General features: G+C 52.4%; 10 protein-coding genes. 3 read left to right on the top strand and 7 right to left on the bottom strand.

Annotated features, from left to right (window positions below; genetic code table 11):
• The 6 genes from C7B16_RS22925 to bcsR form a co-directional block, all read right to left on the bottom strand.
• Positions 1-1,048: tetratricopeptide repeat protein (locus C7B16_RS22925; protein ID WP_107180204.1), on the bottom strand; the 1,048-nt coding region annotated here is incomplete at its 3' end.
• The gene (bcsZ, locus tag C7B16_RS22920) at positions 1,030-2,136 is read right to left on the bottom strand and encodes a cellulose synthase complex periplasmic endoglucanase BcsZ (RefSeq protein WP_001517308.1); all 1,107 of its coding nucleotides are present in this window, start codon (positions 2,134-2,136) and stop codon (positions 1,030-1,032) included. The genes bcsZ and C7B16_RS22925, both read right to left, overlap by 19 nt.
• A gap of 6 nt (positions 2,137-2,142) precedes the next feature.
• Positions 2,143-4,482 carry a cellulose biosynthesis cyclic di-GMP-binding regulatory protein BcsB gene (gene bcsB / locus C7B16_RS22915; protein WP_010377576.1) on the bottom strand — a complete coding sequence of 780 codons (2,340 nt, stop codon included), beginning with the start codon at positions 4,480-4,482 and terminating at the stop codon, positions 2,143-2,145.
• 10 nt (positions 4,483-4,492) lie between these two features.
• Positions 4,493-7,111, bottom strand: coding sequence for a UDP-forming cellulose synthase catalytic subunit (bcsA, locus tag C7B16_RS22910; protein ID WP_000025929.1), 2,619 nt, complete (start codon positions 7,109-7,111; stop codon positions 4,493-4,495).
• Positions 7,108-7,860: a cellulose biosynthesis protein BcsQ gene (bcsQ, locus tag C7B16_RS22905; protein WP_000279553.1), complete on the bottom strand. Its 753-nt coding sequence runs from the start codon at positions 7,858-7,860 to the stop codon at positions 7,108-7,110. The genes bcsA and bcsQ overlap by 4 nt, the downstream gene beginning before the upstream one ends.
• 11 nt (positions 7,861-7,871) lie before the next feature.
• A complete protein-coding gene (gene bcsR, locus C7B16_RS22900; protein ID WP_001063312.1) occupies positions 7,872-8,060 on the bottom strand; it encodes a cellulose biosynthesis protein BcsR in 189 nt (62 codons plus the stop codon).
• A gap of 258 nt (positions 8,061-8,318) precedes the next feature.
• Between bcsR and bcsE the strand changes: the two genes are divergently transcribed.
• From bcsE to bcsG, 3 genes are read left to right on the top strand one after another with little or no spacing between them, the layout of a single operon-like run.
• Positions 8,319-9,890, top strand: a complete 1,572-nt coding sequence (gene bcsE / locus C7B16_RS22895) for a cellulose biosynthesis c-di-GMP-binding protein BcsE (RefSeq protein WP_107180203.1) — start codon at positions 8,319-8,321, stop codon at positions 9,888-9,890.
• Entirely contained in the window at positions 9,887-10,078 is a 192-nt protein-coding gene (gene bcsF / locus C7B16_RS22890) for a cellulose biosynthesis protein BcsF (protein ID WP_000988302.1), read from the top strand. Before bcsE ends, bcsF begins: the two co-directional genes overlap by 4 nt.
• On the top strand, positions 10,075-11,754 hold the full coding sequence (gene bcsG, locus C7B16_RS22885) for a cellulose biosynthesis protein BcsG (RefSeq protein WP_000191615.1): 1,680 nt from the start codon (positions 10,075-10,077) through the stop codon (positions 11,752-11,754). The genes bcsF and bcsG overlap by 4 nt, the downstream gene beginning before the upstream one ends.
• Before the next feature lie 85 nt (positions 11,755-11,839).
• Here the strand turns inward: bcsG and C7B16_RS22880 are convergent, their stop codons facing one another.
• Entirely contained in the window at positions 11,840-11,947 is a 108-nt protein-coding gene (locus C7B16_RS22880) for a type I toxin-antitoxin system toxin Ldr family protein (RefSeq protein ID WP_000170974.1), read from the bottom strand.
• Between the last annotated feature and the right edge of the window lie 18 nt (positions 11,948-11,965).

The raw sequence follows: 11,965 nt of genomic DNA, 5'->3' as shown, positions 1-11,965 counted from the left end.
GGTTCACTTTCAACAGGCTGTTCCACTTGTCATTGTTGCTGCTGTGCGGGTCCAGCGCGAGGGCTTTTTCCAGATTCACCACCGCATTCGCGCGATCGCCTTTCTGGGAATACGCCTGGCCCAGCGCACCCAAAGCTTCACTGTCTTTCGGGTTAGCGCGCACCGCCTGTTGCAGTTCGGGAATAGCTTTACCCGCCATGCCTGAATCCACCGCGGCTAAACCTTGCGCACGAGCGCGGAAATTAGGATCGGCCAGTTGTTTTTGTTGTTCTGCCAGTTGCGATTGCGCCAGTGCCACACTATCGCCATCGCTAAAGATTGAGAGATATTTTTTCAGCGCCTGCACGCTGGCATCACTGACAGGCATGTCTTTTATCTGTGCGTACCAGATTTTAGCGGCACCCTCTCGCCCGGCGTTGGATTTCGCCATCTGTTCCAGCACGGCAAAACCTTCGTCACGGCGATCGCTGCTAAACAGCAATAACGCCAAATTGTTTTGCAACCCCGTATTGCCCGGTGTATCCGCATTGATGCGTTTTAGCTGATTAATCGCTTCGCCACGACGCGCCGGAATTTTCGCCACTGTACTCCAGTACTCGACGGCAATATCACCTTCCGGCGGCGCTCCGTTAAACAGTTTGTTGTAACCTGCCACGGCTTCTTCTGCGTGCCCCGTGGTGGCCTGTAAACGCGCCTGTTGCAATGCCTGACGGCCATCTGCCGTGGAAAGCAGCATGATGGTACGCGACGATTTATACGCATTTGAACTCGGCGCTAATTGCGACAGTCGGTCGAGCTGTTTTTGCGCCCCGTCAGTGTCTCCCTGACGTAATAATGAACGAAAACGAGCAGCAACCACATCCGGGTTATTCGGATCGATAAGCTCCAGACGATACAGCGACTGCTGCACCAGGTCTTCACGATGGGTAGCTTCGCCCACCCGAACCTGCTCCAGCAACTGTTGCTGGGCGGTTGGTGCCGCCTCGACCATCGGCATCATAGCCAGACCGAGGGAAAGCGTAAGGATATTTAGTGTGAATTTGCGCATTCCAGGCCCCAGTCAGGTAATAACTCACCCTTTGTCGAGAAGCGAAAACGGTGTTGATCCCAGCCTTGTCCAAACAGGGTCAACACATAGTTGTAATAGGCATCGCTACCAGGAAAGTTATCGGCTACGCGCTGGCGCTGTACAGCCTGCGCATCACGGTTCTGAAGAAACGGCAACATAGCCGCAGAAAAACCGACTGGCCCTTTACCCTGCGCTTTCCCCGTCGCGACATCAACTTTCTCCGGTGGATAACCATTTTTCTCGGTAAATGTTGCCATCGGTTTAAAACGGTTGAGCATCCGCGCTTTTTGCGGATCGCTATCCGGCATCATGCCGACCCACATATAGACGCGAATAGCGTCGTAACTGCTGATCAACGTTTTCTCCGGCTTTAACTGCCAACCTTTGTCTTTCTCATAGCGTACCCAGTCTGGTGAAAAACCTTTCGGTGCAGTTTCCAGCAGTAAGCGCTGATTGGTTTCGCGCAGCGTAGTCCACGGCGCGCCAAAGCGGGTGAAATACTGCGCCAGCGTTGGAGGCAGGTAACTCGGGTTAAAGCGCCAGGTGTTATCCTCAGCAAAGCCCACTTTGCCCGGTAACAGCATGGAACCCAACCCTGGCACCGTCACCACTTCTTCTTGCGCAATGCGTTTTAACAACGCGCTACCGATGTCGGTATAGCGTTGCTCTTTCCACAATCGTCCTGCTTCCAGCAGTGACCAGGCCATCCAGATATCGCCGTCAGAGGCTGAGTTACTGTCCAGCACTTCCCACTTCGTGTTCTCTTTCTTGCCCCATAGCCAGGCGGGCAAATGTTCTTTTAATGACCCCTGGGCGAGATTGTTCTGCGTCCAGTCGAGAAGGTTGTCGAAAGCCGCACGGTCGTTAGCCGCCAGGGCAAAGAACATGCCGTAACTTTGCCCTTCGGAGGTGGTAATTTTGCGCGCATCACTGGGGTCAATGACGCGCCCCTCCTGACTGATGTAATCCTTTTTGAACTGCTCCCAGGCAGGCCAACTGCAGGCAGCCTGAACACTAAAGGCAGCCAGCAGCAGCATCGTCACGATTCCACTACGCAAAACATTCATCATCAATTACTCATTATCCGGGTTAAGACGACGACGGCTGATGATACGCAGCAGACGCCACAGTACCCAGGCCAGCAACACCACGCTGATTGCCGCCAGCACCGCCAGCAGAATCGGGTGATTCGCCAGTGCATACCACAAGCGTTCGAACCACGGCAGATGTCCAACGTAATAGATATCACCGACACGCAAACTGTTTACGCCAGATTCACGGATCACCGCTACCGAGCCAAACATGGTGGCGCGTTTGCCGCTGTCGTTCACCGCATCGTTAAGCATTTCATAACCGCGAGGGCTGTCCGCCAGCAGCGCAATCACACTGCGCTGGTCGTTATACGGTGACTGGAAGCCAATCACCGCCGCCATCGCGCCGGAAGACGTCAGCGTTGACTGGGTTTCTGCCGCGCGGTCGTTTTCGTCCGGCACAATCCCCGGGAATGGCGTCTGACGCATCGGCGTTTTCACCCAGCTTTCTGTGGCCTGTACCAACATATCGATCTGCTTATCGTCTTTCAGTTTTTCAGGGATACCGCCGATGATCATGATATCGGCGTCTTTCCCCTGAATGGCGCTGCCGTCATCGGTCACCGTCAGGTTAATCGCCGGGAAGCCCGTCTGTGCGCCAATAAAGCCAACGGTATTGAGCAGCGTTTCCATCTGCGCTTCATTTGGCGTTTTTGGCATCACGGTGATGGTTTGCGACAGATCCGCCATCCGGCTGAACGGGAAGCCCGCGTTAGCAAACGCGCGCAAATCCGGCATCGGTATAAAGTGGTAATACTTCGAGAAGTCGATGGTGGAGTCATCGCCAATCACCACGTGATTCTGCACCGGCTGGAAGGTAATACAGTTATTCACCGAACCGCCCGGCATCGGGTTCATGTATTCAAAGTCAAAGCGTAACTGGTTGGTGGCTCCCAGTTTCAGCGCCGGAATCGAGACATCGGTTTTACCATCCAACAAGCCTTGTAACACAGGTATACGCAGCAGCAGGCGATTTGCCTCCTGTTTGCTACTCAGATTGAAGGATTGCAGGAACTGGTTGTTCAGGCTGATATCCATCCGTGAACTGTCTTTCACCGGCGGCGTGGTGTAGCGATAGTTGATATCCATATCGATACCGGTACTACGCATCAGATAGAGATCCGGCGGCAGGTTTAGCGAGACGTTAATCGCTGCCGGTTCCAGACCGCTGGACTGTAACTGTTCTTCATAGGTTTTCAGCTCGCCAAAGGTGACCGGACGATCGGTACGCACCCAGTTCGGCGCATCGTACGGCTTACGTGGCAGCAGCGGTTTGACTTCTTTCACTTCTACGCTGTCGCCGCGGAACAGAATATTGCCCTGGGCGATACCTTTCGCTGCCTGCAACAGGTCTTTGTCGTCACGACCAAAAACCACCAACAGCTTGACGTAAGGATTTTCCGGATGGTTGATCATCTCAATCACCGGGGCTTTTACTGCCGGATGATCGCGCAGGAAGTCCGGGCGTTTGTCGTTAGTGGCAAAAACAATGGCATTGCGATCAGGAAGTTGATTATAGAGTACCGGGAAGTTCTGCCCACGCCAGCCGGAACGGGAACCAAACCACGAGGCAACAATGGCGGAAGCCTGTTGCAGCCCCACATCCGGCGCACCGGCAAAGACCATCGGGAGTGTATTAGTACGGTTATCGCGTGGGTCGAAGAACGGTATCGGGAAGTGCGACAGGTCATTTTTCACATTCAGTGATTGATACGTCAGATCCAGCCCACTACTGCGTCCGACATCCAGCCAAAGTGTAGTGCTGGCCGGGTTTTCGCACACATCCTGATAATGACCGACAAACTCCAGCCGCACGCGGTTGAAGTCGGTAATAAACAGCGGATTAATCGGCATTTGCGCCAGTGTCTTTTTACCCAACTGTTCTTTGGTCACTGGCAGCACACCCATCAGTTCATCATTCAGATAAACCTTTAACTGCGACTGGACAGGCAGCAATGACGGCGACGGCGTATATTCAAGGTTAAGCATCGCCTTCGTTACCACTTCGTCGCTGCGCATACCAAACTCAATACTGCCGTTCGGGTTGATGCCACGCAGCACCATGCTGCCCGGCGGCGGCGCGATTTGCGCAAAAGTCAGCTTCACATCCCGTGAAGGGCCGTTCTGCGCGACGACTGGCGCATCCGCTCCCTGCACGCCCGGCATCACCTGCCCCACCTGCGGGCTCTGCTCCGCCTGAGTAGGTACGGCTGGCTCAGCATTGATCAGTGGTTGCGTTGCAGGCGTCGCATGCGTCATGTAAGAAGGGAATGCACTCATCCCCATTGCCACTGCACAAATCCAGAATAGTTTTCTTTTCATCGCGTTATCATCATTGTTGAGCCAAAACCTGATCCGATGGTTGTACCGTTTCGCTCCGCTCCGGGCGGCGCGGAATGAACGAAACAACCCAGGAAACCAGAGAAGTCAGCGCGCGGAAAATGCCCTTCACTGAAGAAGGCGCAAACTCCGCCAGATGGCGGTAGCCACGGAAGCCGAGCTTCAGAATATCCAGCAGACTTTCCAGCGGCTTATCTTCCGGGTAGCTGTCCTGCCAGAGCGCCCATGTATCCGCACGGGCAAACGTACACTGCACAAAATCGATATGTTGCTGGGTAGTAAGCGGCATCAATTGCAGCCCAACTTCGTTACCCATCACGCGCGCCACCTGAGTCGGGAAGACATATTCCTGCTGACCGCGTTTGAGCAGTAAGTTCACCTTCTGTCCTTCCAGAATCTGCGCCTGACCGTTGATCTTGATCCCCAGACCGCCGTCAGAGAAGTCCTGAACAGTGCAGGAGAAAAGGTGGCCGTCTTCGCGGGCAATGGCCGCTGGCATCGTCATTTCTACACGATGCGAACGCCGTACCTGTTTACTTTCAACCGATACCGCTACCGCGCCGCCGAGAATAATCAGGTTGTAGAACACCCACACCATACTGACAACCACGGTGAGCATTTCAGTTGGCGGGCCGTAGAAGTAACGCCAGATGCCAACAGCGACACCAAACAGGTTGAGCAGGACGAGGAAGATGTACGGTCGCGAGATCACCCAATCGACATATTCTTCCTCCACCAGGCCGCCTTTGGCGGTGACGTTAAATTTGCCTTTATGCGGGTTAATTAACGCCACCAGCGTCGGCGGCGCGATATACCACGCCAGCACTGTTTCGTAGATTTCACTCCAGAACGAGTGGCGATATTTACCCTGAATCTTCGAGTTGGTCAGGCTGGCATGGATCATGTGCGGCAGCACAAACAACGCGATCATCAACGCGGGTGCGTAGATGATGTAAGCATGAAGCAGCAGGAACGCCAGCGGCGCGGTCAGGAAGATCAGCCGTGGAATGCCCGACAAGAAGTGGAACATGGCGTTGACGTAACACAGCCGTTGCGCGAACTTCAACCCTTTACCGGTAAGCGGGTTATCAAGACGGAAGATTTGCACCATCCCACGCGCCCAGCGAATACGCTGACCGATATGTGCCGACAGGCTTTCGGTCGCCAACCCCGCCGCTTGCGGAATACGCATATACGCAGAGGTGTAGCCACGACGGTGCAAACGCAGAGATGTATGCGCATCTTCGGTCACGGTTTCGACAGCAATGCCGCCGATCTCATCTAACGGCTTACGGCGAATCACCGCACAAGAACCGCAGAAGAAGGTGGCATCCCACATATCGTTACCGTCCTGCACCAGACCGTAGAACAGCGTGCCTTCATTCGGCGTTTTACGAAAACGCCCCAGGTTGCGTTCAAATGGGTCTGGTGAGAAGAAATGGTGCGGTGTCTGCATCATCGCCAACTGCTTCTCTTTCAGGAACCAGCCCATCGTCATTTGCAGGAACGAGCGCGTCGGTACGTGGTCGCAGTCAAAAATCGACACGAACTCGCCTTTGGCATATTTCAGTGCGTTGTTGATATTTCCGGCTTTAGCGTGTTCATGAGTTGTTCGGGCGATATATTTCACCCCAACATTTTGTGCAAACTGACGAAACTCTTCCCTGCCGCCATCGTCGAGGATCCAGATATTGAGTTTATCTTTCGGCCAGTCGATACCCAGCGAGGCGTAAATCGTATTTTTCACCACGCTAAGATCTTCGTTGTATGTCGGCACAAAAATATCCACCGATGGCCATTGCGACATATCTTTTGGCAGCGGTACTGGCTGACGGTTCAGCGGCCATACCACCTGGAAGTAGCCAAGCACCAGCACAATCCACGCGTAAGTTTCCGCGAACAGCAGAATTAAGCCACACACGAGGCTAACCGGATCGTCCCAGTTCAGCGTGGAAGTGTAGCGCCACCAGATATAACGGCACGAAACGGTGAGCGACAGCACAATCAGCATCAGTGCAGAGAAGCGTCCCGGTAAACGCCGCACCATTAGCGCTACACCCCACAGCAACATCAGGAAGATAAACTGTGACAGTGGGTTAAACGGCTGGGTGACGCAAATCAGCGCCAGAATCAGCGAGAACGTCACGATGATGCCAAGAATAAAGCGCCGTGCTCCGGCGCTTATATGGCCCAGCTCTTTTTTCTCATCAAGATGTTGCGTGTTATGACTGAAGCGAGCCGGAAGCTCATCCATCCATTGATGATAACGACCACGAATATTCTGCAAGCGTGAAAACGAACGCCAGCGCGGTTTCGCCGTTTCTCTGCGTGAAGCACTGATTAACAACCAGCAGGTCTGGATTACATAGCGGACCGGATCCAGCGGACGCGGGCGCGCGGCGTTGATATGCGGATAAAGGTTTTTATGTTCTGCTCGAATACGCTGCCAGCGCGGATGTTCCAGCGGAATAAATACCCAGGCGAGAATCAGCCAAAAACAGCCGAGCGTCGCGCTAAAAGGCGACGCGCCGTGACGACGATATTCCCGATAACGCCCGATAAGACGTGCGTTGACCGGCGGGATAAGCAACCACCGGGTCAGAATACTCATGATTCGCTCCCGGCTGACGCTTTCAGCCCGGAATAGTTCAACAGACACCAGTTCGCCAGCGTTAGAATCTCTTCTGCCGCCAACGCATCGCTACGGTATTCGCCCAACGGTTGTTTTGCCGCCAGACATTCAGCCATCGCTTCATCACGATGGATCAACATCGGCAACAAGCGCCGCTGGCTTTGCAACCATAGTTGGTAAATATCATCCTGAACCTGGCTACCTACGCGAAAATCATTAATTAAAATATGCGCGCCAGCAGGTAGTACCTGCTGATGCAGCCGAATATGACAGTTGGCATCCACTTTAACGATTGCCAGGGTGTGATCGCACAGACTCAGCAACTGATGCGTTATCTGCGAGGCGTCGCGTGGTAAATCGATCAAAATCCATTGATAACGCCCGCTAGCTTTCAGTTGCTGAATACCGGTGCAAATCTCGCCCAATCGCGTTTGCCAGTGTTGGGGATTTTCATGTTCTTCGAGAGTCAGTTGACCAAAGGGCAGCAGATCGAGCTGCGAGGTATAACGTAGCCCGGCATCACGCCAGTCCTGACCATCCAGCATGGCTCTTGCCCAGCCCTGACGGTGAGAAAAATCAACGTTAAATGACAGGCGCAGCAAATTGTCCGGGCAGGCATCGACCACCAGGACATTTTCTCCTAACATTTGCAATGACCAGCCTAACGCGGCAGTGATGGTTGTAGTACCCACGCCACCCCGCACCCCCTGCAATCCCAGTACGGCCATTTACCACTCCCCTACTTCTGCTGCGCAAACTCAGCCAACAGCGGCCAGCGTTTTAATGCTGCAGCCAACTGTTCGCGTTGAGAAATATCGGCATAATCAATATCAGGCAGTGAAAAAGCCTGTTTTAGCGCCAAAATATCATTCTGGAAGATATAGCCTATCGCGGGATCAGGCAGAATATCGGGTTCATTGTTATTCATTATGGATGATCCCTATGAAATAAACATATTACACAGTAAGACACTTTCACCGCTTTATTGCTAACGGTGGCACAGAAGTTCGCTCATTTTTTGGCTTTCCGTTACGCAACAGAAAAACTAAAAAACGAAAAGGCTGATATCACAAGGCTTCTGACCTGCTAAATTGATTCACATGCTAAATCTGATAAGTTTTAATTTCAATGGTAGGTTTATTTCTTAGCTTTCGCTAGTAAACTGATAATCAGACAAAATGGCGACTTGAGGGACACTGTGGACCCTGTATTCTCTATCGGTATCTCATCCTTATGGGATGAGCTGCGACATATGCCAGCAGGCGGCACCTGGTGGTTTAACGTCGATCGCTATGAAGATGCTATCAGTCTGGTGAATCAAACCATTGCATCTCAGGCCGAAACCGCGAAAGTCGCGGTCATTAGCATGGACAACGATCCTGACAAATACTTCAAATTAGATGATTCTCAAGGACCAGAAAAAATAAAATTATTTTCGATGCTAAATCATGAAAAGGGTCTATACTATTTGCCACGTGATTTACAGTGTTCTATTGATCCTCAAAATTACCTTTTCATTCTTTTTTGCGCAAATAACGCATGGCAAAACATTCCTGCCGAGCGGCTTCGCTTATGGCTGGAGAAAATGAACAAGTGGAGTAGATTAAACCATTGTTCACTGCTGGTAATTAATCCTGGAAATAATAACGATAAACAATTTTCATTGTTGTTGGAGGAGTACCGTTCGCTTTTTGGACTCGCCAGTTTACGTTTTCAGGGTGATCAGCATCTGCTGGATATCGCCTTTTGGTGTAACGAAAAAGGCGTCAGCGCCCGTCAGCAACTGACCGTCCAGCATCAAAATGGCATCTGGGCGTTAGTTCAGCGTGAAGAGGCAGAGATCCAACCACGCAGCGATGAAAAACGTATTCTCAGTAATATTGCTGTACTGGAAGGCGCGCCACCGCTATCGGAACACTGGAAGCTATTCGACAATAACGAAGCCTTGTTCAATGAAGCCCGTACCGCTCAGGCAGCAACGGTCGTTTTCTCTTTACAGCAAAATGGACAAATTGAACCTCTGGCCCGCAGTATTCATACTCTGCGCCGCCAGCGTGGCAGCGCATTGAAAATCCTCGTGCGGGAAAATATCGCCAGCCTGCGCGCCACCGACGAGCGTTTATTGTTGGCCTGCGGCGCAAATATGGTTATTCCATGGAACGCTCCACTCTCTCGCTGTCTGACGATGATTGAAAGCGTGCAGGGGCAGAAGTTCAGTCGCTATGTACCGGAAGATATCACCACACTGCTGTCGATGACTCAGCCGATTAAACTGCGGGGGTTTCAGAAGTGGGATGTGTTCTGTGATGCGGTTAATAACATGATGAATAACACCTTGTTACCTGCTCACGGTAAAGGCGTTCTGGTGGCTCTGCGCCCGGTGCCTGGCATCCGTGTCGAGCAAGCACTGACGCTGTGCCGCCCTAATCGTACCGGAGATATTATGACGATTGGTGGCAATCGACTGGTGCTGTTTCTCTCTTTCTGCCGGATTAATGATCTGGATACCGCGTTGAACCATATTTTCCCACTGCCTACTGGCGATATTTTCTCCAACCGCATGGTTTGGTTTGAAGATGACCAAATCAGCGCCGAGCTGGTGCAAATGCGCCTGTTAGCGCCGGAACAATGGGGTATGCCGCTGCCTTTAACGCAAGGCTCCACGCCAGTCATTAATGCCGAACACGATGGTCGCAACTGGCGACGCATACCTGAACCACTGAGATTGCTGGATGATGCTGTGGAGCGTTCATCATGATGACCATCAGCGATATCATTGAAATTATTATCGTTTGTGCACTGATATTTTTCCCGCTGGGCTATCTGGCTCGACATTCTCTGCGGCGTATTCGTGACACTTTGCGTTTGTTATTCGCTAAACCTCGTTATGTAAAACCGGCCGGTACATTACGCCGTGCGGAAAAAGCCAGGGCAACCAAAAAATGACTCAATTTACCCAAAACACTGCTATGCCTTCTTCCCTCTGGCAATACTGGCGCGGCCTTTCTGGCTGGAACTTCTATTTTCTGGTTAAGTTCGGCCTGCTGTGGGCGGGCTATCTTAACTTCCATCCGCTACTAAACCTGGTATTTGCCGCGTTCCTGCTGATGCCGATTCCACGCTACAGCCTGCACCGTCTACGTCACTGGATAGCCCTACCAATCGGTTTTGCATTGTTCTGGCACGACACCTGGTTGCCTGGCCCGGAAAGCATCATGAGTCAGGGTTCGCAGGTCGCCGGTTTCAGTACCGATTATTTAATCGACCTCGTCACTCGCTTTATTAACTGGCAGATGATCGGAGCCATTTTTGTATTGTTAGTGGCCTGGTTATTCCTGTCGCAATGGATTCGCGTCACCATTTTTGTCGTCGCCATTCTGGTGTGGTTGAACGTACTTACCCTGGCGGGTCCAAGTTTCTCCCTCTGGCCAGCCGGTCAACCGACCACGACGGTGACAACGACAGGTGGCAACGCAGCAGCAACTGTCGCTGCCGCAGGCGGTACGCCGGTGGTTGGTGATATGCCTGCGCAAACCGCGCCGCCGACAACCGCAAACCTTAATGCCTGGCTGAGTAATTTCTATAACGCCGAAGCGAAACGTAAGTCAACCTTCCCATCTGCTCTTCCGGCTGATGCACAGCCATTTGAATTGCTGGTCATCAACATCTGCTCACTCTCCTGGTCGGACATTGAAGCTGCCGGGTTAATGTCGCATCCGTTATGGTCGCATTTTGATATTGAGTTCAAGAACTTCAACTCCGCCACCTCATACAGCGGTCCGGCGGCAATTCGTCTGCTGCGCGCCAGTTGTGGGCAGACTTCGCACACCAATCTGTATCAACCAGCCAATAATGACTGCTATCTGTTCGATAACTTGTCAAAACTGGGCTTCACCCAGCACTTGATGATGGGGCATAACGGCCAGTTCGGCGGCTTCCTGAAAGAAGTGCGCGAAAATGGCGGTATGCAGACAGAATTGATGGATCAAACGAACCTGCCGGTTATTTTACTGGGCTTTGATGGTTCGCCAGTTTATGACGATACCGCCGTGCTTAACCGTTGGCTGGACGTAACCGAAAAAGATAAAAACACCCGCAGTGCCACGTTCTACAACACGCTTCCACTGCATGATGGCAACCATTATCCGGGCGTCAGTAAAACAGCAGACTACAAAGCGCGGGCGCAGAAGTTCTTTGATGAACTGGACGCCTTCTTTACCGAGCTGGAGAAATCGGACCGTAAAGTGATGGTCGTCGTCGTACCAGAGCACGGCGGCGCGCTGAAAGGTGACAGAATGCAGGTATCAGGTCTGCGTGATATCCCTAGCCCATCAATCACTGATGTCCCCGTTGGCGTAAAATTCTTCGGCATGAAGGCACCGCATCAAGGCGCACCGATTGTTATCGACCAACCCAGCAGCTTCCTGGCAATTTCTGACCTGGTGGTTCGTGTTCTCGACGGTAAAATTTTCACCGAAGACAATGTTGACTGGAAAAAACTCACCAGCGGATTGCCACAAACAGCGCCGGTATCTGAGAATTCAAACGCGGTGGTGATTCAATACCAGAACAAACCTTACGTTCGGTTGAATGGTGGTGATTGGGTGCCATACCCGCAGTAAACTCGAAAAAGGCCGCAGAGTTTTATCCCTGCGGCCTGGTCCGGGCGCAAATTGCCATTACGGCAGCCGACGCCCGCATGGCACGTTACTTCCGCTTATTCAGCCAGCTCACGATCAGGCTGGCGAGAATGCCAGCAATGACCGGAGCCGCTAAATCGTGCCAGAAGGCCATGCCTAACTGCGCGAGCGTCATATAGCCGCCTGTGTTGTA

It is taken from the genome of Escherichia sp. 20412-1 (assembly GCF_003027595.1).
Classification (GTDB): domain Bacteria; phylum Pseudomonadota; class Gammaproteobacteria; order Enterobacterales; family Enterobacteriaceae; genus Escherichia; species Escherichia marmotae.
This window is presented reverse-complemented; position numbering and strand designations above follow the sequence as displayed.

Excerpts from the sequence above, each read along its gene's own strand:
- bcsZ (WP_001517308.1), bottom strand. The coding sequence starts at position 2,136 with ATGAATGTTTTGCGTAGTGGAATCGTGACGATGCTGCTGCTGGCTGCC.
- bcsB (WP_010377576.1), bottom strand. The coding sequence starts at position 4,482 with ATGAAAAGAAAACTATTCTGGATTTGTGCAGTGGCAATGGGGATGAGT.
- bcsA (WP_000025929.1), bottom strand. The coding sequence starts at position 7,111 with ATGAGTATTCTGACCCGGTGGTTGCTTATCCCGCCGGTCAACGCACGT.
- bcsQ (WP_000279553.1), bottom strand. The coding sequence starts at position 7,860 with ATGGCCGTACTGGGATTGCAGGGGGTGCGGGGTGGCGTGGGTACTACA.
- bcsR (WP_001063312.1), bottom strand. The coding sequence starts at position 8,060 with ATGAATAACAATGAACCCGATATTCTGCCTGATCCCGCGATAGGCTAT.
- bcsF (WP_000988302.1), top strand. The coding sequence starts at position 9,887 with ATGATGACCATCAGCGATATCATTGAAATTATTATCGTTTGTGCACTG.
- bcsG (WP_000191615.1), top strand. The coding sequence starts at position 10,075 with ATGACTCAATTTACCCAAAACACTGCTATGCCTTCTTCCCTCTGGCAA.
- C7B16_RS22880 (WP_000170974.1), bottom strand. The coding sequence starts at position 11,947 with ATGACGCTCGCGCAGTTAGGCATGGCCTTCTGGCACGATTTAGCGGCT.